Source organism: Glaciimonas sp. PCH181 (genome assembly GCF_003056055.1).
GTDB lineage: Bacteria > Pseudomonadota > Gammaproteobacteria > Burkholderiales > Burkholderiaceae_D > Glaciimonas.
In genome coordinates this window covers 416038-439277 of record NZ_PYFP01000001.1, presented here as the reverse complement: position 1 = coordinate 439277, position 23240 = coordinate 416038, and the positions used below count along the sequence as shown (strand labels likewise).

20 protein-coding genes are annotated in these 23240 nt (G+C 52.5%); 5 read left to right on the top strand and 15 right to left on the bottom strand.

Annotation, left to right across the window (positions count from 1 at the left end; all coding sequences use genetic code 11):
- Window positions 1–33: 33 nt before the first annotated feature.
- The 9 genes from C7W93_RS01875 to C7W93_RS01840 all read right to left on the bottom strand — a co-directional run bounded on the left by C7W93_RS01875 (window position 34) and on the right by C7W93_RS01840 (window position 10066).
- Complete coding sequence (locus C7W93_RS01875) at window positions 34–1254, bottom strand: acyl-CoA dehydrogenase family protein (RefSeq protein ID WP_161539854.1); 1221 nt, start codon at window positions 1252–1254, stop codon at window positions 34–36.
- Window positions 1254–2900: an ABC transporter substrate-binding protein gene (locus C7W93_RS01870; RefSeq protein ID WP_201747144.1), complete on the bottom strand. Its 1647-nt coding sequence runs from the start codon at window positions 2898–2900 to the stop codon at window positions 1254–1256. Before C7W93_RS01870 ends, C7W93_RS01875 begins: the two co-directional genes overlap by 1 nt.
- Window positions 2901–2919: 19 nt before the next feature.
- Complete coding sequence (locus C7W93_RS01865; protein ID WP_161539853.1) at window positions 2920–4149, bottom strand: acyl-CoA dehydrogenase family protein; 1230 nt, start codon at window positions 4147–4149, stop codon at window positions 2920–2922.
- On the bottom strand, window positions 4146–5144 hold the full coding sequence (locus C7W93_RS24755; protein WP_201747143.1) for an ABC transporter ATP-binding protein: 999 nt from the start codon (window positions 5142–5144) through the stop codon (window positions 4146–4148). The genes C7W93_RS01865 and C7W93_RS24755 overlap by 4 nt, the downstream gene beginning before the upstream one ends.
- On the bottom strand, window positions 5141–5941 hold the full coding sequence (locus tag C7W93_RS24750; RefSeq protein WP_201747142.1) for an ABC transporter ATP-binding protein: 801 nt from the start codon (window positions 5939–5941) through the stop codon (window positions 5141–5143). The genes C7W93_RS24755 and C7W93_RS24750 overlap by 4 nt, the downstream gene beginning before the upstream one ends.
- A complete protein-coding gene (locus tag C7W93_RS01855; RefSeq protein ID WP_108438488.1) occupies window positions 5938–6774 on the bottom strand; it encodes an ABC transporter permease in 837 nt (278 codons plus the stop codon). Before C7W93_RS01855 ends, C7W93_RS24750 begins: the two co-directional genes overlap by 4 nt.
- Complete coding sequence (locus tag C7W93_RS01850) at window positions 6771–7757, bottom strand: ABC transporter permease (RefSeq protein ID WP_108438487.1); 987 nt, start codon at window positions 7755–7757, stop codon at window positions 6771–6773. The genes C7W93_RS01855 and C7W93_RS01850 overlap by 4 nt, the downstream gene beginning before the upstream one ends.
- A gap of 21 nt (window positions 7758–7778) precedes the next feature.
- Window positions 7779–8957 (bottom strand): LLM class flavin-dependent oxidoreductase, encoded by a 1179-nt coding sequence (locus C7W93_RS01845; RefSeq protein WP_370446383.1) that lies wholly within the window; start codon window positions 8955–8957, stop codon window positions 7779–7781.
- A 236-nt stretch (window positions 8958–9193) separates the two neighbouring features.
- On the bottom strand, window positions 9194–10066 hold the full coding sequence (locus tag C7W93_RS01840; protein WP_108438486.1) for a LysR substrate-binding domain-containing protein: 873 nt from the start codon (window positions 10064–10066) through the stop codon (window positions 9194–9196).
- Window positions 10067–10381: 315 nt separating this feature from the next.
- On the opposite strand from C7W93_RS01840, the gene C7W93_RS01835 reads away from it, so the two are divergent.
- The 5 genes from C7W93_RS01835 (at window position 10382) to C7W93_RS01815 (ending at window position 17748) form a co-directional block, all read left to right on the top strand.
- Window positions 10382–10918 carry a DUF2058 domain-containing protein gene (locus C7W93_RS01835; RefSeq protein WP_108438485.1) on the top strand — a complete coding sequence of 179 codons (537 nt, stop codon included), beginning with the start codon at window positions 10382–10384 and terminating at the stop codon, window positions 10916–10918.
- A gap of 235 nt (window positions 10919–11153) precedes the next feature.
- Window positions 11154–11579: an Rrf2 family transcriptional regulator gene (locus tag C7W93_RS01830; RefSeq protein WP_161539852.1), complete on the top strand. Its 426-nt coding sequence runs from the start codon at window positions 11154–11156 to the stop codon at window positions 11577–11579.
- 223 nt (window positions 11580–11802) lie between these two features.
- Window positions 11803–13047: an efflux RND transporter periplasmic adaptor subunit gene (locus C7W93_RS01825; protein ID WP_108438483.1), complete on the top strand. Its 1245-nt coding sequence runs from the start codon at window positions 11803–11805 to the stop codon at window positions 13045–13047.
- A gap of 5 nt (window positions 13048–13052) precedes the next feature.
- Entirely contained in the window at window positions 13053–16235 is a 3183-nt protein-coding gene (locus C7W93_RS01820) for an efflux RND transporter permease subunit (protein ID WP_108438482.1), read from the top strand.
- 1 nt (window position 16236) lies between these two features.
- Window positions 16237–17748 (top strand): efflux transporter outer membrane subunit, encoded by a 1512-nt coding sequence (locus tag C7W93_RS01815; protein ID WP_108438481.1) that lies wholly within the window; start codon window positions 16237–16239, stop codon window positions 17746–17748.
- Between the two features lie 131 nt (window positions 17749–17879).
- Here the strand turns inward: C7W93_RS01815 and C7W93_RS01810 are convergent, their stop codons facing one another.
- The 6 genes from C7W93_RS01810 to C7W93_RS01785 form a co-directional block, all read right to left on the bottom strand.
- Window positions 17880–18611 (bottom strand): amino acid ABC transporter ATP-binding protein, encoded by a 732-nt coding sequence (locus C7W93_RS01810; RefSeq protein ID WP_108438480.1) that lies wholly within the window; start codon window positions 18609–18611, stop codon window positions 17880–17882.
- Window positions 18612–18634: 23 nt separating this feature from the next.
- Window positions 18635–19324 carry an amino acid ABC transporter permease gene (locus C7W93_RS01805; RefSeq protein ID WP_370446382.1) on the bottom strand — a complete coding sequence of 230 codons (690 nt, stop codon included), beginning with the start codon at window positions 19322–19324 and terminating at the stop codon, window positions 18635–18637.
- On the bottom strand, window positions 19311–20087 hold the full coding sequence (locus tag C7W93_RS01800) for an amino acid ABC transporter permease (protein ID WP_108438479.1): 777 nt from the start codon (window positions 20085–20087) through the stop codon (window positions 19311–19313). Before C7W93_RS01800 ends, C7W93_RS01805 begins: the two co-directional genes overlap by 14 nt.
- A gap of 81 nt (window positions 20088–20168) precedes the next feature.
- Window positions 20169–21074, bottom strand: coding sequence for a dihydrodipicolinate synthase family protein (locus tag C7W93_RS01795; protein ID WP_108438478.1), 906 nt, complete (start codon window positions 21072–21074; stop codon window positions 20169–20171).
- Window positions 21075–21094: 20 nt separating this feature from the next.
- Window positions 21095–22336 carry a D-amino acid dehydrogenase gene (locus C7W93_RS01790; RefSeq protein WP_108438477.1) on the bottom strand — a complete coding sequence of 414 codons (1242 nt, stop codon included), beginning with the start codon at window positions 22334–22336 and terminating at the stop codon, window positions 21095–21097.
- Between the two features lie 12 nt (window positions 22337–22348).
- Window positions 22349–23233, bottom strand: coding sequence for an amino acid ABC transporter substrate-binding protein (locus C7W93_RS01785; protein WP_108438476.1), 885 nt, complete (start codon window positions 23231–23233; stop codon window positions 22349–22351).
- Window positions 23234–23240 lie beyond the last annotated feature (7 nt).

The window sequence follows — 23240 nt, the reverse complement described above, 5'->3', positions numbered from 1 at the left end:
TAGTAATCCGGATAAAGGTAAGGCTAAGCGTCTTCAATAGCCGTAGCTGATCGGGGGCGGTTCCCCGTTGAGGTTGTAATCGCCGATGACGCGATATTTGTACGCGACAGGATCGTGTGTCGTGTGCGTGCGCGCGTTGCGCCAGTGCCGGTCGAAATTATGGCTACGTAAGGTAGTTGACGCGCCACCTACATCGAACAGCGCTTGCCCTGCGAATAAAGCTGCCTCAGTTGATATTGCCTTGGCTTCGGCGGTGATGATAGAAGCGTCGATTGCCAGCTTTTCTACGATGGCCGGATCGCCAGCGCCATAGCGCGCATCAGCAGCAGCGTCGATACGCTCGGCGGCGTGCAGTACGAACGCTTCTGCGGCATGCGCCTGTGCAGAAATCTGACCCAACGTCTGCAAAATATACGGATCGTCCTGCGCGCGCTGTACGCCGCTTTCCTTGACTGGACGCACGCCTCTGCGGGCCCAGCTTGCGGCGTCTTCCAGCGCGGCCAACGCGATCCCGACTTCGATGGCGCTATGGATGATCTGCGAAGCCGCGCCGGTATGATGGCGTTCGGTCTGCCAGCGTGCCACACGCATCACTTCATGCTCTTCTACATAAACATTTTGCAGCTCCGTAGTCCCGCTGACGGTCCCGCGCTGACCCAGACCGTTCCAATCGTTATGGCGAACAATCCCTGCGCGTCCTACCGGCAAGACTGCCAAAACGCTGTCGCCAGCTTCATCCACTGCCAGCACCTTTATCAGATCACCGATCAACGCACCGGTAGAATATTGCTTGATGCCGTTCAGCCGATAGCCGCCCTCGCTGGCCGCCAGCAAGGTGCGCACCTCGCCACGAAACTTGCCGCCGCGCTCGGCCGATGCGCCGCCCACCAGCGCACCCGAAGCAACCTGTGCGAGTAAATCGGCGGCTTGTGCAGGCGTCGCCATTAGCAGCGTACGTTCTACAAATACGAAATGCGGCAGCAGCGCCTGCGCCACGCTAGAATCTCCACGGGCAAGCGCAATAATCATCGCCGTGACATCGCGAATGCGCCCGCCCGCGCCGCCCAGCGATCGCGGCACCCGCATGGCCCCTAGCCGTAGCGTCCGGATCCGGTCGAAGGCAGCCAGATTCGGTTCCCCTGCCAGATCCCATTGCGCCGCCTCAGTCGCCAGCCAAATACCGATTTCATGTGACGCCGCTAACAATTGATGCGGATGCAACACCTCAGCTGCGTGTTTATTAAGTGTCGTCATTATTTCTCCAGCCATGCATCTGCCAGGCTTGAATAGAACAGCATCGGTCCCTTGCGCAGGCCATGTAATTTCTTGGAATAGAATCCAAAAAATTTGATTTCCAGCAAATTAATTGACGCGACATCGGTTTGCACCAGCTCTTGCATCTGGTCTATCAATATCTTGCGCCGGGCGATATCACCCTCCTCCTGAATGCCTTCGATGATGCGATCCATGGCCGGATTTGAATAATTGGAGGCGTTACTCGACGGCGTTCCATCCTTGATATTTTTGCTCCAGAATCGCCTTGTAACCCCGATCTGCGGATCGGGATAAGCCGAATACCACATCGATGCGGTATCAAAATCACGGTCCGTATACAGCTTGCGGATCATCGTCGCCAGATCGAGATTGACCAATGTCATCTCAATGCCCACGTTCTTCAATTGCTGACGCATGGCTTCTGCCGCACGCAGATAGACCTGACCGTAGGATACTTCGGTGATATGGTCGATGCGCAGTCGCACGCCATCGGCACCACGCTTGAGCCCAGCCTCGTCAAGTAGTTGCTCGGCGCGCTTGGGATTGAACTCGTATTGCGGCAAATTGGGCTTGAAAAACTGCTTTTGAAAGCTCGGCACGCAACTTTCAGCCACGCTGGCGAGGCCATACCAGACGATTTCAGCCAGCGCTTTGCGGTTGATGGCATGAGCAAATGCCTTGCGTACGCGGATATCCTTGAACAACGGGCGACGGAAGTTGAAATCAAAGAAAAACATTGGTGCCGGTGCTTCCCAGCCTACGGTATCGAGTAACAACCGTGGATTTTTTTGCAGGCGTGCAACATCGCTTTCCGGCACTGGATTGTTGGCCGCAAACTGAATTTCGCCACTTTCCAGCGCGACGGCACGTGCCCCTGCGTCTGGAATCATCTTGAAGATGATACGGTCGAGGTAAGGCTTGTCTTTGTCCCAATAATGCGGATTACGTTCCAGCGTGACATGGCTGCCGCGCACCCATTCTTTGAACACAAACGCACCGGTGCCGATCGGCTTGGCGTTCCACGGATTAGTCAGCGGATTGGTGCCTTCATATAGATGCTTGGGCACAATCTGCGTTTCGGTCCCGAACAGGACAGCCCACAATACCGGTGCTCGACCGCTGAGCCGGAAAACTACAGTATGTTCATCTGGCGTTTCTACTGCGATGACTTTAGCCAAATTAGAGGCGCCGCGCGGATGGGTTTTCTTGACGACGTTCAGAATAGAATACTGCACGTCGGCGGACGTAAACGGTGTGCCGTCGTGCCACAGCACACCTTTACGCAAATGAAAAGTAATGGTCTTGCTATCCTTCGATTGCTCCCACGATTGTGCCAGTTGCGGCTGCGGTTGGTAATTGTTGTCATAGCTCACCAGCCCGTCGAAAATACTGGCAGAAATGACGACCGCCGGACTCGATATATTGATACCGGCCACCAGCCCTGTCGGTTCTGGCGCGACGTTAGCGAACAAGGTGCCACCTTTGACTATAGCGCCCTCGCTGGCCGTCCCAGCCTGCGCTGCCAAGGCAGACGGCAGCATACCGACGGTCGCAGCAGAGCCAGCAGCGGCCAGCATCATGTGCAGCATCTGGCGACGGTTCAAATCTTCAAAATCAAATTTCATAAGTAGTTCGTCCTTAAGATCAATAAGAAAAAGTCAGCGGCGGCGCATTGCCGTTCAACAAATAATCACCAATTGCACGGCACTTGTAAGCCACAGGATCGTGCGTGGTATGGGTGCGCGCATTGCGCCAATGACGGTCGAGATGGTCGTGTTGGCGATGTTGTGGCAAATTGCCCGGCTCCTGATCGGCAATGCCGCCGATATCAAACAGCTTTTGGGTCACCTCCAGCGCGGCCTGGGTGGAGATGATCTTGGCGCGTGCGGTTGCCAGCGACGCGTCTAAGGCTGCTGCCTCGGCGTTCACATCGGCTTGTCCTTTCAAATGTGCGGGACCTGAAAACCGCAGGTGTGCAGCATTTTCCAAAGTCTGCGCAGCGCTTAACACGATGGCTTCGGCGGCGTGGGCACGTGCCGCCATTCGTCCTAACGTATGCAAGGTATGCGGGTCGCTTTTATCAAGGCTGCCACTGCGTATCCAGCTTGTCGCATCGCGCACCGCCGCCAGCGCTATGCCTGCATCTATCGCGCAATGGATGATCTGCGCGGCTGCCCCGGTATGATGCCGTTGACTGGTCCAGACCGCCATCGGCATGATCTCGTCTGCGGCGACTGCAACATTGCTCAGCGTAGTAGTGCCGCTAGCGGTGCAGCGCTGGCCCATGCCGTTCCAGTCGTCAATCCGTTCTATGCCTGCACGATCGGCGGGTATCAGTACAGAAATCATCCGATCCCGTTCATCAAGCGCACGTATTTTCAACACATCGGCAAACAAAGCGCCGGTTGAGTAGTGTTTGGTCCCGTTCAGTCGATAGCCTGCGCCGTCGGCCGTCAGGCGCGTCGCCAGCTCACCACGAAAACGGCCACCGCGTTCAGCAGCAGCGCCGCCGAACAATGTGCCGCCCGCAGCCAGCGGCAACAATCGCAGACACTGATCGTGACTTCCCATCAGACGCAAACGCTCCACGAAAACATAATGGGATAAAAAAGCCTGCGCCACGCTTGCGTCGCCTTGCGCAAGCAAAATGAATAACTTTGCAACCGCGTCCCAGGTTGCCCCGGCTCCGCCATAGGCCTGCGGTACTCTTAGCGCACCGAGGCGTTGGCGACGTAGGGCATGCATGGCATCAAACGGCAACAGACGATGGCGATCTGCCGCAGCCGCCGCCAGCGCCAGTTCTTGTGACAAGTGCTCTGCGGCGATCAACAATGCGCCCACGTCGGGAACTGCAGGTATCTCAGAAATTGTCATATCAGGCCCCGTATCGATGGTGACTGTTTCTGCCAGACAACCGGAAAATGACAGGCCACAGCATGATCTCCAGACAACGAAGACAACGCCGGGTCTTGATCTCTGCAAGTCGGAGCGGCATGGGGACAACGGTTTGCAAAGCTGCATCCGGTCGGTCGAGCGTAAGGACTTGGCGGCTCGGCATCGGCCAGCGCCGACGCAGCCACAGCGGCACGCCGCATCCCCGGCATCGGGCGTGGAATGGCATCCAGCAGCAACCGGGTATAGGGATGCGCTGCGTGTGTCCATAGTTTGCTCTTGGGCAAAATTTCGACGATGCGCCCCAAATACATCACTGCAATCCGAGTGGCGATCTGTTCAACCACGGCCAAATCATGGCTGATAAAAAGGTAGGCGATGCCCAGCCTGCGCTGAAGGTCTTGTAGCAAATCGATAATTTGCGCCTGCAAGCTGACATCCAGCGCCGATACCGGTTCGTCGCAGACGATCAGTTGCGGCCCGGTCGCCAATGCACGCGCTATGTTCAGGCGTTGCCGCTGTCCACCCGATAACTGATGCGGAAAACGTTGCGCCAGCGTTTCGTCCAGGCCGACCTGCGTAAACAATTCACTGCGACGCGCCAGACGGCCAGCAGCGTCAAGCCGACTATGCAACCGCAACGGCAAATCAATCGCATTAACGACGCGCTGACGTGGGTCAAGCGCGGACAAAGAGTCTTGAAACACCATCTGAATGCCACCGCGATACGGTTTCCACTGGCGGCGCGACAGCGGTGCCAGATCGACACCCTGATACAGAATCTGGCCGCAGTCGGCATGATTCAGCCCTACTAGCGTCTTGCCGAGCGAAGTTTTGCCACATCCTGATTCTCCGATCAAGGCCACGGTTTCGCCTTGCTGCACCACCAGATCGACCGCTTGCAAGGCTGTCAGCAGACCATGCGGCGTACGATAGCGAACGTTCAGCCCACGCACTTCAAGCAATGGCTGTGTCATAAAGAACCTCCTGACAAGGGTCGTGAGGCCATTAACTGGCGCGTATAAAAATGTTGCGGATGGTTGAACAAGGCGATTGCCGATTGCGCTTCTATACACTCGCCGTGGCGCATTACCATTACGCGATCAGCCATTTCAGCCACCACGCTCAGATCATGCGTAATGAGCAGAATCGCCATGCCTGTTTCGTCCTGCAAATCACGTAGCAACGCCAGAATCTGCGCCTGTACTGTCATGTCCAGCGCGGTGGTTGGCTCATCTGCAATCAAAATATCCGGCTGACCGGCCAGCGCGATAGCAATCACCACGCGCTGCCGCATGCCGCCCGACAAGCGGTGCGGATATTCCGCCATTCGCCGTTCTGCCTCCGGTATCCGAACCCTTTTCAAGAGAATCAAAGCTTTAGCTCTGGCTTCGGCCTTGCTGACCTGTTGATGCAGGCGCACCGCTTCTGCTACCTGATCGCCAATAGTCATCAGCGGATGCAAGGCAGAAAGTGCATCTTGAAACACCATGCCGATATGACCGCCCCTAACCGCCTGCATGCGCTTTTCATCTGCATGCAAAAGATCGATATCGCCTATCCGCAGGCAAGTGGCGCTAACTTCAGCCTGCACCGGCAATAAACCCAAAATAGCAAACCCCGTGGTCGACTTGCCACTGCCCGACTCGCCAACTAGCGCCAGCGTTTCACCGGCAGCTAACGAAAATGACAGATCGCGCACTACTGGCGCACCAGCGACGCCGTGCTCGTCAGTAAAGCGGACATTAAGATCGGTAACCTGTAGCAGGCTCATCGTAAACTCCCGCTACGCGGATTAAGCCACTGGTTCAATCCGCTGCTCAATAAATTCAACGCAGCCACGGTCAGCAAAATTGCCGCGCCCGGCTCCGCAGTCATGTACCAGGCAGTGCGTAGCTCGTCGCGCCCACTGCCGATCATGCTGCCCCAAGACACCACATTCGGATCGCCCAATCCGAGAAAGGCAATCGCGGCTTCCGTCAGGATCGCGTGACCGACCAGCAAGGCTAGTAATGCAATAACCGGCATCAGTGCATTGGGCAGGATGTGGGTAAAAATAATGCGCAGGTCGCCCATTCCCATAACCAGCGCCGCTTCGATAAAATCGCTGCGCTTGAGTCGACGCGCTTCGCCACGCGACAATCTGGCAACCTGAGGCCAGGATGTGGCGGCGATCCCAAGCGTGATACTGGCTACCGTTGGTTTCAGAATCACCACCAGTACCAGCGTAAAAATCAATGATGGCATTACCTGAAATAATTCAGTGACGCGCATCAGCAGGTTATCGATCCGACCGCCGAAATAACCCGCTGCACAACCGACGAGTAAACCGATTCCGGATGCCAGTAAGCCTGCCTGCAAACCAATCCGCAGCGAAACGCGTGCGCCGTGGGTAATACCGCTCCAGATATCGCGGCCCAGCATATCGGTACCCAAAGGATAGGCATGCTCTTGCCCCGGCCACAGATAGGGGCGCGCCACCATATCCAGCGGGTTGGCGCCAGTCAGGCTATCGGCACCCAGCGCTAGCGCTAACAACAGTAACAATCCCACAGCACCGATCCAGGCACCGGGATAACGTTTGACAGAACTGCTCAGCCTATTCATGTCCGGCTCCCAGTTGCATCGATACGTGGGTCCAGCCAGGCCAGCAACAATTCCGTCAGCAAATTGACAGCGACCACGAACAGAGACGACACGAATAAGATACCGAGCAGTAAATTGATATCTCGCGAAGTCACGGCCGCGAGCGCCAATTGCCCCAGTCCAGGCCATGCAAACACGGTTTCGACGGTGATAGCACCACTCAATAAAGCGCCGAACTGCAATCCCGACAGTCCCACTACCGGCAATACTGCATAGGGCACGATATGGCGCCAGATCAGACGGTTGCGCGAGCTCCCCTTGGCGCGCGCGGTGCGCACAAAGTCCAGCAATGCCGCATCACGTACAGCGTCATGCATCAGCCGTATGTAGAGCGCCAGATAGCTAAAGGCGAGGCAGCCTACCGGCATCAACATGTGTTTGCCGAGGTCGATCAAGTAAGCGAAACCGGTGTGCGACGCGCCCATTTCCGTCATCCCGCCCGAAGGCAACCAGCCGAGCCTGATGGTGAATAGCACAACCACCATCAACGCCAGCCAGAATCCCGGCGTTGCAAATCCCAATGTTGCCAGTGCTGAAATCGCCCGCGATAGCCACGCCCGCCGCGTGACCGCCGACACAATCCCAAGTACCGTGCCGAGCACAACCGCCAGCAGCGAAGCGCACCCCATCAGTAAAACTGTGGCCAACAAACGTTCCAGAATCAAATGGGCAACCGCATCGTTGTAGCGAAATGACCAGCCGAGATCGAAAGATAGAATTTTTTTGACGTACTGCCCAAACTGCACAAGCAGCGGCTGATCGTCACCAAATTGGCTGCGCAGTTGCGCCATGAACTCCGGCGTGGCGGCACCTGCTTCTCCAGCGATGACGTCCGCCAGATCGCCGGGCACAGCCTTGAGCAGAAAAAAATTCAGCACCACCACCATCAAAGCCAAGGGCAACGCTTGAAACAAGCGGGTAGAAATAAAACGCAATAATTTCATATAGATACTTTTCGCATGCGTCTAAATGCGCAGTCCGGCTTGTTTGAGCAACGGCAGCACCGCTTCTCCGAAGTACGCCAGATCAGCTTCGAAATCATAGAAAGTCAGTTGCACCCCGTCGCAACCGGCAGCTTGCAGGCGCAGTAAATACTCGACGATTTGTGCCGGGCTGCCGACCAGCTGGATGTTGCCGCCAACGGCTTTCTGGTCGCGTTGCGCACCACGAAACGAATGACTATCGCGAGCCTGCGCCGAAGCAAAGAAATTGTCGACGGCTGTGCGATCCTGTGCAGCCACGATCGCATCGTGATAGTCCCAGGCTTCGCGCTCTGTCGGGCGGCAGATCACCATCGGATTAATCAGAGTGCGCAACACTCTGCCCTGACGTGCGGCAGCGGCCTGAATCTGCCCGCAGTGCGCAGGCAGCGCGCCCAGTGCAGCTTCAATTTCGGCACCCGCTGGGCTGGTGATAAAGACCAGATCAGAGTGACGCGTAGCATATTCAATCCCCGGCACGGACCCGGCTGCATTGACCATAATCGGCCGGCCAAATTTAGGTCGGGGCGATACGTAAGCATTTTCGGTAGACCAGAATTCGCCTTGTGCACTAAAGGTTTCTTCGCTATGCCAATAGGTCTTCAAGAACGCCGCGAATTCCTCGGCCATGCGGTAACGCGTTGCATGTTCGATCTGCGCCTTGCCGAACATACGCGCATGACTTTCCAGATTGCCGGTCACCACATTGATGCCCCAGCGCCCGCCCGTAATGCTATCGAGGGTCGCACCGAACTTGGCCAGATGCAGCGGATGCCAGGGTCCGTACAGCACGTGAATAGTGGAAATCAGCAAGATGCGCGTGGTGACGCTGGCCAGCGCAGCGGTGACCATGAACGGGTCCAGACTGTCTTCGCGGTAGCGCATTTCGCCACCATGGCCACCCTTTGGATTCCATTGGGCCAGCCCGAATACCAGATCGAGACCGAGCGCTTCCGCTTTGAGTGTCAGCGCCTTGTTATAGTCAAAATGCCAGTCGGTACTGCGGGGCAGCGTCGAGGCGCTCCAGCCGCCGTTTTGAATCGGCAGAAACAGTCCTAGCAGAAACGGTTGCTTGAATATCTCATGCAGAGGACTTCCGACGATGTCGGCCGGGGATACGGAATGGCTTGCTGCTTCTAGCAATGAATCGGTCATACGTACCATTTACATTTGATTGAAGAATGTAATAGATGGTAAGAATCAGGACCGACGATGCGAACGAATTATAGTGAATATCATTATTCTTTTTATGAAAAGCGATACCGACGCTGCTCTGAAGCCAGCAAAACAAATCGTCCAAGCCACTGTTTTATATAGGAATATTAATTATTAAGTGTTTATTCACGCGCTGCACCCAGATCAAAACACATAAATCTTCTTTATCGATTACGTCGCACCGCTTAATGATTTTGTGTGCCGTTCTTGCCCGGCAGATTGCGCTTGAGCAAAGCGAAGGCGTCCCGCACCAGCGGATTTGGATTACCGGGCCGCTTCCACAAGTAATAGTTGACATCTGGCAGACGCGGCAAGCCGTCGCTGTCGCCGAGCACGCGCATTTCAGGACCCAATAATTCGATGCTGCGCGCAGTCACGCCTAACTGCGCCCGTATCGCTGCTTTGATGCCAAGCAAATTAGAGGTCACGTAGGCCTTGCGCCAACGCACATGCGCAGCATCTAGCGCCTCGATCGCCAGCCGTCCGAAAATACTCGGCTCATCGGCCAGCACCAATGGCAGCGGCGAACCCGGCTCATGCACATATTGTGAGGCGCAAATCCATGCGGTCGGCGAGGTCCGGAGCAACAAGCCTTCGAGCGCCGGATCGCGGCGCGTGGAGATGGTCATATCGATTTCTCCGCGATGCAAGGCGTCCATCAGAAATGGACTACGCCCGACATCCAATTCAAGACGCAAATTCGGTGCCCAGCGTGCGATATGGCTCAGGATAGGTGGCAGCAAAGTATCCGATACGTCGTGCGGGCACCCGATCCGCAGCACTCCGGCATGACCGCCACTGGACATCAGACGCATGGCATCGTCATTCAGAAGCAACAATTCGCGCGCGTAGCTTTGCAACTGATGACCGTGTGCCGTCAACGCCTTATTCCGGCCATTTTTTTGAAATAGTGGCAGACCGACAATCGCCTCAAGTCGCTGCATTTGCTGGGTGACAGCAGCCTGAGTCTTGCCGATCTTGATGCCGGCACGGGAAAACGTCTGTTCGCCAACTACCGTGACAAAGGTGCGCAACAGTTCAATGTCCAGATTTTTGATGGTTTCCAGACCGGCTCCCTCTAGGCAATATCATTAGGCAAGGCGGCTAAAATAACAAAAGCGGTGACGATCAGCCAATACCAATTCTGTATTTGCTTATACCCTCCACACTTCCAGAGCGCAAAGCACGTCTGACAATGTGTTTTCATTAAAACGCCGAAAATGCCTAGAAAACAAGGGCAAGAACGATTAGTACAACGTTATTTGGTGAATGCGTTGCGAAGGTCCGCAAAGCCAACATTTTTGCTATGCTAGCGCCTTTCCACTGGCGCATTACTAGTCAGGCAGGCGAACCCTATTTACGGAGTGGTACAGATGGTCTCGTTACAAGAACAATTTTTGAAAGCTGGCCTGGTCGACAAAAACAAGGTCAAAGTGCTCAATCAAGACAAAAATAAGCAGAAGAAAGTTGAGCGCAGGAATGGCACACAAAGTGTGGACGAGGCGCGCGTGGCAGCGCTCGAAACACAACGCAAAAATGCTGAGCGCGCCCGCGAATTGAATGCCCAGCGTGATGCCGCTGCCAACCAAAAGGCGATTTTGGCGCAAATTATCCAGATGGTGCAAAAGAATCGCCAAAGTAAAGGCAGCGGAGAAATCGCCTATAACTTTACGCACGACAAGAAAATTGAACGGCTATATGTGTCAGCTGCAGTTCAGGCGCATTTAATGGCCGGTCGTCTGGTGATCATCTGTCAGGGCGGCACTGTCGAATTGGTCCCAAGAATCATCGCTGACAAAATCGCCGAGCGCGATGCCTCGCTCGTCGTGCGCGTAAACAAGACCAGCAACGAAATCGACGAAGAAGATGAGTATGCAGCCTTCCAGATTCCAGACGATTTGATGTGGTAATGCCAGTGCCTGCCTGACTTAGCATGGGCAGGCAGCACGTTCTGCACAGCATCGTAAGACTTGGATGCCCGTTGTGCGCAGGAGAATGCGCATGGCGGACCGATGCTGAATTGACACAGTTATCTGGATATCACGACCCTATTTGATAGAGCAACTCACTGTCTATCGGACCGAATAACCACACCAAAATGCATTTATATTGACTTTCTTTATTGTGCTAATTATGATCACAATCATGTCGCACACAAACGTCCAGTTTTCAGTCGCTTCGCATCTGCTCGCTGCATTGACTCTTTATCAGGGAGAGCATGCGACGTCGACGATGCTCGCCCAAAGTATCAATGCGGACCCTAGTTTCGTTCGTCGGGTTTTATCGAAATTATCGAAAGCAGGATTGGTGATTGCGACCAGAGGGAAAAATGGTGCTTGTGCGCTTGCACGTGATCCCGCTGACATTACCTTGTTGGATATCTACAAAGCCAGCGAGGCACCAGCAACATTTGCCGTGCACACGTATCCCATTGAAGCAATGTGCCCGATCAGTTGTCATATTAAAGAGGTGATGGCAGAGGTTCTCAAAAAGTCGCAAAGTGACTTTGAACTCAGTCTTTCCGACCAAACCCTCGCAGACATTACGGCGAGTATCAAGACTAAATATTAGAAATTTTTTTAATCTTAAATGTTTTAATTATTGTCTCAATAGGATTGTGACTGTTTGAGGTGATATTCCCGAAAAAATTTTTCCTATAAATGTGCTAATTATTAGCACATTACAGACAGCCAGCTCAGGGAAGTACAAAGAAAAGCAAAGATTTAGCACAACAACGCACACCCATTGGTGGCGCAAGGTTTCAGACATTTTTTAAAATTCAGGGGAATGCAAGATGAAATACGGTCGATATCTAACAACAACAAAAACGGTAAACCGCCCGCTTTTGGCTGGACTGGTGCTAGTCGGATTGGCTGCGATAGGTCTTTCCGGTTGCGATTCAGCAACCGGAAAAGTCCCGTCGCAAGCTGCAGCGGAAGCAGGTGCGCCAGTATCGGCCGCCATCGTAGTCGATAAACAAATCGTTGAAACACAAGAGTTTTCAGGTCGGATGGAAGCTATCGAACATGTGGAAATACGTTCACGCGTAAGCGGCTTCATCACCTCGGTCAACTTCAAACCGGGCAGCAAAGTCAAGAAGGGTCAGGTACTTTTCGTCATCGACCCACGCCCTTTCCAGACCGAATTACGCCGCGCTGAAGCGACAGCGGTATCAGCCCGCGCCAAAGCTGATCTGGCGAAGCTGGAATTAACCCGCGCTGCAAAACTGTTCGGTGAAAAAGCCATCGCCCAACGCGAGTTCGACGAAAGCACCTCTGGATCAAAAGAGCTTGAAGCCAACGCCAGCGCTGCCCAAGCCCAATATGAGACCGCCAAACTCAATCTGGGCTACACACAAGTTGTCGCGCCAATTGATGGCCGCGTAAGTAAAGCCGAAATCACCACCGGAAATTTAATCGACTCTTCCACCATATTGACATCGGTCGTTTCAGACGAAAGTATCTATGCCAGCTTCGATGGCGATGAGGATACCTATTTGCGCGTCGGTGCGCAGGTACGCAATAACCAGCCGATAGCAGTACGCGTCGGGCTAGCCAACGAAACCGGTTTCCCGCACGAAGGCAAACTGGAGTTTGTGGATAACCAGCTTGATCCGCGCACCGGTGCGGTCCGCATGCGGGCGACTTTCCCGAATACTGACAACACGCTCTCGCCCGGCCTGTTTGCCCGCGTTCAATTGGATACTGGCAACGGCACTAATGCCCAGACCAAGGCAATTCTGATCAATGATCGCGCTGTAGGTACAGATCAAAGTCGCAAATTTGTGTTCGTTGTTGGGCAAAATAACAAAGCGGAATATCGTCTGGTGACGCTTGGTAAAACTTTCGATGGATTACGCATTGTAAGAAGCGGCCTTAAGCCAAATGAAAAAATTGTTGTCAACGGTTTGCAACGCGTTCGTCCTGACGCTCAGCTTGTACCAAAGATTGTGGCGATGAATTTTGACGTGGTGAAAGTAAATCAAGAGAAGGATCTGACTTCCGATTCGGCCGCCAAAGACGTTAAGGCGAAGGACTAATCCACATGAATATCTCTCGCTTTTTTGTGGATAAACCGATCTTCGCGGCGGTTCTATCCATCATCATTTTCGTGGCTGGCTTGATCGCCATGGTAAAGCTACCGATCTCGGAATACCCTGACGTCGTGCCCCCCTCCGTGGTGGTTCGCGCACAGTATCCCGACGCCAATCCTAAGATCATTGCCGAAACAGTTGCCGCCCCTTTGGAAGAACAGATTAACGGTGTTGAGGGCATGATTTACATGTCGTCCCAAAACACTTCCGACGGTGCGCTAATGTTGACGGTGACGTTTAAAATCGGCACCAATATTGAGCAGGCTGAAACGCAAGTACAAAACCGCGTTCAACGTGCTTTGCCGCGCTTGCCGGAAGAGGTACGCCAGATCGGTGTGACCACCGTCAAGAGTTCTCCTAATCTGACGATGGTGGTGCATCTGGTGTCGCCAGACCTGACATTTGACGAGCTGTATCTGCGTAACTATGCAGTATTGAATGTTAAAGACCAGCTTGCCCGTATCCCGGGTATGGGTGATACGCAAGTGTTCGGGTCCGGCGACTACGCCATGCGTGTTTGGCTAGATCCGCAAAAGATCGCCGCCAGAAATATGACGGCAAGTGACGTTACCGATGCGATCCGGGAACAAAATATTCAAGTTGCGGGTGGTGCGATTGGTTCTTCGCCGTCAAAAGACAGCGAATTTCAGCTCACCCTGAATACCAAAGGTCGTTTAAAAACCACCGAAGATTTCGAGAATATTATTGTCCGTACTGGCACCAATGGCGCAGTGACACTGCTCAAAGATGTAGCACGGGTTGAGCTGGGCGCCGGGTCCTATTCCTTACGCGCTCTGTTAGACAACAAGCCTGCAGTGGCGCTGGCAATTTTCTCATCGCCCGGCGCAAACGATTTGCAATTGTCGACCGACGTGCGCGCCAAGATGGATCTGCTGCAAAAAGACTTCCCGAAAGGCATGGAATATCGCGTCGCCTACGATCCGACCATGTTCGTCCGCGATTCAATTAGTGCTGTCGTGCATACCCTGCTTGAGGCGCTGGCGCTGGTCGTTCTGGTCGTGATTGTGTTCTTACAAACATGGCGCGCATCCATCATTCCACTGCTGGCAGTGCCAGTGTCGATCATCGGCACGTTTGCTGTGATGTTGTGCTTTGGTTTCTCGATCAATACCCTCACCCTGTTCGGTCTGGTGCTATCGATTGGTATCGTGGTTGACGATGCGATTGTTGTGGTTGAAAACGTAGAACGGAATATTGCCAATGGATTAGCACCGCGCGAAGCGACGATTCAGGCCATGAAAGAAGTCAGCGGCCCTATCATCGCGATTGCCTTGGTGTTATGCGCAGTGTTCGTACCGATCGCTTTCGTGTCAGGACTTTCTGGTCAGTTCTATCGTCAATTTGCATTGACCATTGCGTTCTCGACAGTCATATCGGCATTCAGTTCGTTGACACTTGCACCTGCTTTGGCAGCGGCATTGTTAAAACCGCATAGCGCGCCAAAAGATGCATTAACCAGAGGGATGGAGACAGTATTTGGCAGCTTCTTCAGCTGGTTCAATCGTTTCTTTGGTCGGGCTTCGCAACAATATGAAGTAGGCGTCAAGAGTGTTTTGTCGCGCAAGAGTGCCTCGCTAGGGATTTACGTTTTGCTGATCATTGCGGCTGTTGTGATGTTCAAGGTGGTGCCAGCTGGATTCGTACCATCGCAAGATAAAGGCTATCTGGTCGGCTTCTCGCTATTGCCCGATGCCGCCTCGCTGAATCGGACTGAGAAGGTCATTCGTCGCATGACCGATATATCTTCTGAGGTTCCCGGCGTACGCAATTCGGTCGCTTTTCCGGGCTTGTCGGTGAACGATTTAACCAATGCACCCAATGCAGGAATTGTTTTTAACGGCCTCAATGCATTCGACGAGCGCATAACCTCTGCGTTGAGCGGATCGGCAATTGCCGCTGAAATCAATAAACGTGTAGGCGCTATCGAAGATGCTTTCATCATGGTGTTCCCTCCTCCGCCAGTCAACGGGCTAGGCACGATTGGCGGCTTCAAAATGATGATCGAGGACAGGGGCAATCTCGGCTATGACGAGCTATATAAAGCGACTCAGGCACTGGTCGACAAGGCCCGTGCTGCGCCGGAACTTGTCGGTGTGTTCTCTGGCTATCAAATCAACGTTCCGCAACTGTACGCGGACATTGATCGGACTAAAGCAAAACAGTTGGGCGTGCCACTGACATCGATCTATCAAACGCTGCAAATCAATCTCGGCTCTCTGTACGTAAATGACTTTAATCAGTTTGGGCGTACTTTCCAGGTTCGCGTGCAGGCCGATGCAAAATTCCGCTCACGTGCCGAGGATATCGGGCAAATGAAAGTACGTAGCACCACAGGCGAGATGATTCCACTATCATCGCTAGTTCGTATCAGCGATAGCTATGGCCCGGATCGCGTGCAGCGCTATAACGCTTACGTGGCAGCAGATGTGAACGCAGGTCCGGCACCGGGGTATTCGTCCGGTCAGGCGCAAGCGGCACTGGAAAAACTGGCGCAAGAAGTGCTGCCGAAAGGCGTCTCTTATGAGTGGACTGAACTGACCTACCAAAACATCATCGCGGGCAATACGATGATCTATGTTTTCCCGTTGTGCGTGATTTTGGTGTTCCTGGTATTGGCTGCGCAATATGAAAGCTGGACCTTGCCACTGGCCGTCATCCTGATCGTGCCGATGTCGATTTTGTGTGCATTGATAGGCGTCAAGCTAACCCATGGCGACAATAATATCTTTACCCAAATCGCGTTATTCGTCCTGGTGGGGCTGGCCTCAAAAAATGCCATCCTGATTGTCGAGTTTGCCCGAGAACTAGAGAACCACGGTCGCACTGTGGTGCAAGCCGCCCTCGAATCCTGCCGTTTGCGTCTGCGTCCGATTCTGATGACGTCAATCGCCTTCATCATGGGCGTGGTGCCGCTAGTGTTCTCGCACGGCGCTGGCGCAGAGATGCGTCACGCGATGGGTGTTGCAGTGTTTTCCGGGATGCTTGGCGTTACCTTTTTCGGGTTGTTTTTGACGCCTGTGTTCTATGTCTTGCTGCGCACGCTGGCAAAACGCCTGGAGCGCAAAAAGTCACGACCAGCTGCACCTGTCCCGCATTTAGAAAGCTATCACTAATATGAAATCGTCTATCTACGTGAAACATATTTCATCATTGCTGGCGGCCTTGCTGCTGGCCGCCTGCGGTACGCCGGAGTTTAAGCAACCAGCCATCGCTGTACCGAGCAATTTTAAAGAGTCGTCCAGTGTGATTATTGCACCCGACGGAACAAGCTGGAAACAGGCAAACGCTGCGGAAGCCCAACCGCGTGGCGAATGGTGGCTGGCTTTCAACGACCCGCTATTGACGCAATTGATTGAAACAGCGACTAAGGAGAACGCCAATCTGGCTATCGCCGCAGCGCGTCTCAAACAAGCCCGCGCCATCGCCGGTATCGCCTCCGCTGATCGTACGCCGCAAATCGGCGTCAACGTCGGCGCGGCGCGTGAACGTGCTTCGCCGTTATCCCTGAACCTTCCGGGGAACACACCAGTTGCGCCGATCAACGTTTATCAGGCTAACCTGACGGCTAGTTATGAGGTCGATCTGTTCGGCCGCGTGTCGTCCAATGTCAGTGCAGCGCATGCCGATGCGGCCTCGGTTGAAGCCAACTACCGCTCGGTCTTGCTGTCATTGCAAGCGGATGTGGCGCAAACGTATTTCCGCCTGCGTGAAACTGATGCCGAACTGGCGACCTTGAACCAAACGGTCAGCCTGCGTGAGAAAAGTTTTCATGTGAATCAGCGCCGCTATGACTTAGGTGATCTGGGTGAGTTTGACCTTGCACGCTCTCAGACAGAGCTATCGATCTCGCGTGCCGATGCAATTGGCTTGCAGCAACAGCGTGTAGCCAATGAGCATGCGCTTGCCGTCTTGCTAGGTCAGCCAGCGGCGAACTTCTCTGCCAGCGACAATCCGCTGACTAGCCTGGTCGGGCTGCCTGTTATCCCGCCTGGATTGCCCTCCTCGCTGTTGGAACGTCGTCCCGATATCGCCTCGGCACAGCGGGCGATGGAAGCATCGAACGCAAGGATTGGAGTAGCCCGTTCTGCAATGTTCCCTGCGTTGATGCTCAACGCTTCGGCGGGCGGCGAAGGCACCAGTTTTGCTGATTTGTTGAATTGGAGCAGTCGTTCCTGGGTTCTCGGCGCGTTGATGTCATTGCCAATAATCGATGGTGGCCGCAACAAAAACAACGTCATACGCAGCGAAGCGGTGCTGGAAGAATCGATCGCAAGTTATCGACAACGTGTACTGGTAGCATTCAGCGAAGTTGAAGATAACCTGGCCGGTTTACGCATTTTGGCCGGACAGGCAGCACAAATCGATGCAGCACTCGTATCTGCACGACGCTCCGCCGATGTAGCGCAAAAACTCTATGATGCCGGCCGTTTTCGGTATCTGGATCTGCTGGATACACAACGTAATCTGACGGCAGTTGAACGCAGCGAAGCCCAGTTACGTGGAAGTCGTGCAGTCACGACGGTGGCGCTGATTCGGGCGTTAGGTGGAGGCTGGGATAGTGACGCTGCGATCGGAAACCCGCACCAGAACGCACCGGTGAAAATCAGTCAGATTATTTCGGATTAATCGCCGGATAAATTATAAACAACGGGAGAGTGCATCTGGATGCCGCACTCTCCACATTGTCTCTTCATAGCATGAGCATCCGCACAATTTCAAGTGACGCGTGGCCCGGATGCTGCAATGCAGAATCTCAATCAGTCAGCATGCACCAATAATTTCGCCAAAAAATCTTTAGCCCGTATGCTTTCTGGATTCTTAAAAAATTCCGAAGTCACCCGATCTTCAACAACCGCTCCCTGATCCATAAAAATAATGCGATCAGACACTTTTCTGGCAAATCCCATTTCGTGCGTAACCACCACCATGGTCATGCCATCAGCAGCTAATGCTTCCATAATTTCTAGAACCTCGTTGACCATTTCTGGATCTAATGCCGAGGTCGGCTCATCGAACAAAATAACTTCGGGGTCCATTGTCAGAGCGCGTGCGATTGCGACACGCTGCTGCTGACCGCCCGATAATTCACTCGGGCGTTTTTCGCTTTGGGAACGTAATCCAACACGTTCCAGAAGGCGATATCCTTTTTCTGTTGCTTGCTCCCGACTGCGCCCTAGAACTCTTATCTGTGCGAGACAAAGATTTTCAATAATGGTCAAATGCGGGAACAACTCAAAGTTTTGAAACACCATCCCCACCTTCGCCCGCAAGGCAGGAAGATTGATATTTCCGCCTACCGATATCCCGTTGACAGTAATGCTTCCCTCTTGGAAATTCTCCAATGCATTGATACATTTGATTAAGGTTGATTTACCGGACCCTGATGGACCGCAAACAACGGTAACTTGGCCTTTCTCGATAAACGTCGAGCATCCTTGTAATACCTTAAAATCTCCATACCATTTTGTGACATTTTCTATGGCGATCATTGCTGTCTCCTCTATTAAGAATATTAAAATATTTTTTTTCTTTGCACATGCCGGACCATTACCGACAATGAAAAACAGATGATGAAATAGACGACTGCGACAAAAAGGTACAACTCAATCAAACGATTCTCTCTTTGGGCAAGTTTGCTGGCTGCGCCGACAAAATCTGTGATCGAAAGCACGTAGACCAAAGACACGTCTTGAAACAGGATAATGATTTGTGTGAGTAATACCGGCAGCATGTTTCGGGCTGCTTGCGGAAAAATAATGTGCCGCATGTTTTGCCAGGAAGACAAACCCAACGCCGCACCGGCAACTTTCTGCCCACGACTGACCGAATTGATCCCGGCGCGCATAATTTCACAGAAATAGCACGCTTCAAACATGATAAAAGTAATCACTGACGAGGCATAAGCACCTACTCTGACCGGGGACGAACTTCCTGTAAGCCAGCCGATGAAATACGGCGATAAAAAATAGAACCAAAAGATGACCAGAATCAGCGGAATCGACCGGACTATATTCACGTATGCGCCACAAACAGCCGCCAAATAACGGTTGCCGGATAAACGGCATAGTGCAAGCAACGTTCCAAAACAAAAGCCTCCGACCAACCCGATTCCCGTCAATTTGAATGTAAAAAAGAGTCCATCGACAAACAGATATTTCCAGTTGGCAAACACCACATGAAAGTCAATATCAAGCAGGCTCATGTTTGCTCCTTACCAGAATCGTGGCATCAGGCTTGGTGGCGTTATGTTTTGGAAGCAACGAATAGCGGGCCTCAATTTTGCGCATTCCAAACACAACAATAGTATTTATTATCAAATAGACGAGCGTCGCTGCCGCAAAAGATTCGAATATTTGGAACGACATTTCTTGCATAGTACGAGCACGCGCAGTCAACTCCATCAGGCCAATGGTCATTGCGACAGATGTGTTCTTCACCAAATTGACAATCTCGGAAGTCATTGGCGGCATGATCAACCGAAATGCTTGCGGTAAAAGAATAAGTCGATAAATATCAGGCAGAGAAAGTCCCAACGCTTGTCCCGCCTTAAGCTGACCTTTTGATAGCGCACCGATACCGGATTTAACCTGCTCTGCGACACGAGATGACGTAAAAAGACCGAGGCAAACAACCGCTGTCAGAAAAGGCGCATATTCAAATTGCTTAAGCCATGAGCCGAACCGCTCTGGCATTAATTCCGGGAAGACAAAAAACCATAAGAACATCTGCACCAACAATGGGATATTCCTGAATATTTCAACGTAAATACTGCCGATAATCTGGAGTGTTTTCGATGGCAAAGTACGCCCTATTCCCACCAGCACCCCAAAAATGATGGCGATTGCCAACGATAGGATAGCTGTTGCTAACGTCCATGCAGTACCGTCTAAAATCGTCTGAATATACGAGACCGAGCCACCTGGCGCCATCTCAAGAAAAATGTGCCAGTTCCAACTGTAATTCATGATGTTCTCCTAGGAAAAACGCTTCAATCTTGAATTTTTTTTCGCGCCAATGTCCCTTGGCTTCGCGCTGCATCTATGCCGTCAGACGACTTTGATAGATTCCCAGTGTTTTTCCAGAACTGGTGCAATTAATGCTATTTCAGAGGCAGACAATGCGCCGATGGGCGGCAACGCATGCAACCAGGAAGATTGCGAGGTTGTGCGTGCAACGGCCCATTTGACAGCTGGTAAAAGAGGGAGCGATTGCAAAGCTAATCGAATTTCTGCCGCAGCTTCCAGTGCTGCAACTGCATCGTTATTGCTGTTCCAATATTTGCCAGCTAAGGGCGCGGTAACGTTGACAGTGGCTGAAATGCATCCCGCGTATCCCCTCTCTTTCGCCAGTCCTAGCGAACTTTCCGAGCTGGGGAAAACATCAAAATCGGGCACTGCGGCAACGAATGCAGAGGACACCGATAAGTCGCCGGTACTATCCTTCAACCCGGCAATTACATCGCCGTATTTTTCTTTTAAGCGAAGCGCAATCGTGGGCGTGTACGGCACACCTGTATAGGCGGGCATGTGGTAAAGATAAAGCCGACATTGATCAACATCGACTTTGTTCAACACAGCTTCGATAAATGACACGATACCGTCTTCGCTTATGCCCTTGAAATAGAAAGGCGGCAGCAATAAAACCCCGGCGAATCCGAGTTCTACTCCCTGTGCGGTCAAGACTTGGGCATCCTCCAACGCACTGGCCCCTGTGCTGATCATTAGCCGCGAAAGCGGCAAGCCTGATGCCGAGATTGCCTGCATCACCGCCAATCTTTGGCGAACCGACAATGAGGTTCCTTCACCAGTTGTTCCCAACAGGTTGATGCCATCGCAGCCATTGCTTAACAGCCATGCGCAACGTTCTATCAACAATGCGTGGTCTACATTACCGTCACGGGTAAAGGGCGTCGTTACCGCTGGCATCACGCCAGAAAGTTTGAATTTGTTCATTTATTCCTCGATATATAAGTTCAAAAAGTCGATTTATGCGACGCCTGATGTCGTGCAGCGATTTCTTCGGCCACGCGAAAACCGGTCGCCAGTGACAATGTCCAGCCAAGCGCGCCATGCCCCACGTTAAGAAACAAATTCTCTATCTGCGACATGCCAACAATCGGCGTACCTGCCGGAGTCGCAGGGCGAAGGCCGCACCACGGGTTAATGTCATCAAAATTTCCGTTAATGCCGAAGATTGCTTTCGCTTCAGCGACCAGCACATCGACGCGGCTTTGATCGATGATTTTTTCATAGCCGGCAATGTCAGCCATACCGCCTACACGCAATCGTTTTCCGAGTGGTGCGTATACGATCCGTCGATCATAATCAGTGAAACTTAATGACGGCAGGCCCGCTGCGGTTTTCATTGAAACAGTGATGCTATAGCCACGGACTGGATAAATCGGCACTCTGAGACCAACGGGCACAAGTAAATTGTTGGCCTCAACACCAGTAGCAACAACGACAGCCTCAGCCTGAATAAAGCCATTTGCAGTCGTGACGCCACTAATTTTTCCGTTTTCTATTGCCAGTTTCTGAACAGTTTCGCCGTATCGAAACTCACTGCTGCTAAAGTTCTCAGACAAGTAAGCTGCAAGTTTCTGGCAAAACAAGAAAGCGTCTGCGGTGTGATCGCCTTTGGTAAAAATTGCGCCGACAATGCGCTCTTGAATCGCCATTAACGAAGGCTCGATTTCTATGCACTGCCCGGCGCTGATTACCTCTTGCTGACTACCTTGATTACGTTGCAAAGCCACTTGCTGCTGCGCTGCGTCGAAACTGCTTTTCTTTGAGTAGACAACCAACTTTCCCTTGTCCGAATAATCAAAATCAATAGGGACCGACTTGACGAAATCCGCCATCAGTTCGCTGCTAAGCGCAGAAAGCGCCAACAAGGTTTGCGTTGTTGCAGCAGCCGATTTAGCGTTGCATTTCGCCAAGAACTGCAAGCACCATCGCCATTGATGGACATCCATTTTTGGTGAAAAGCGCACCGGAGAATTTTTATCGCTCAGCCATATTGGCAATTTTGAGATAACCCCCGGCCCCGCCAAAGGCGCAACATAGCTATAGCAGAGTTGTGCGCCGTTTCCCTTGCTGGTGCCCTCTCCGGCCTGAGCATGTTCATCGACGACGATGACTTGCGTGCCTTTTCTCATCAAGAAATATGCCGTCGCCAATCCGACAACACCTGCACCGATAACAATGACCCTCATTATTCCTCCGGATCAGTCAGGAATAGCGTTCAGTTCAAATCCCGCTTTCGTCAATGGCGAAAGGGGCATTTTCAACTTGCCAAACCATTTTTGATACAGCACTTCGCCCTCACCTAACCGAAATTTTTCAGCAATGGTGCGGTTAACGATGCCTAGCAATGTGGAGTTATTTTTTGCAACCATAATCCCGTATGGCAAATAGGAAAGAGGACGCCCCGTGATACGAAAATCATCTGGATGACTAGCGCGATTTTTTAGCCCGTAAAGAATCGTGTTATCGGTGATGTATGCCGCCGCTCTTCCTGTATCCACGGCCAGAAATCCCTCTGCCTGATCCTTCACATACAAGAACCGCATGTTCAATTTTTTCTTAGTATTGATTTCCATAATCAGGCTAAGGCTGGTCGATGCGGTCGGTAACGCAATTTGCTTGCCGGCCAAATCCTCTAATTCCTTCACGGGCGAAGATGCCTTTACAAGGATCTGATCTGCAGCGATCGCGGTAACGTAAGAAAAATCAACTTGTTTTTGCCGCGCCAATGTATTGACGGTCGAGCCGCACTCCATATCGATAGTGCCGTTCTGCGTCAATGGAATGCGTGTGGACAAATCGACAGGCTGCATATTTACCTGGAGATTTGGCATATTCAGCTCTTTTTTCAATGTTTCAACTACCGCCGTGCACAGGTCAATCGCATAGCCTGCAGGTTTCTGATTACCATCCAAAAATGAAAATGGAAGGCTCGATTCTCGATAACCAATCGTCACTTTCTTCAATTCCTTGATGCGCGTAATCGCCGCATCCGCCGTTTGTGCCTCGACTGAGCCACAGATCAAATTACTAAAAGCTGTCGCTACAATCGCGATGGCAACCAATTTGTTTTTCTTGTGGCTCATGTCGTTC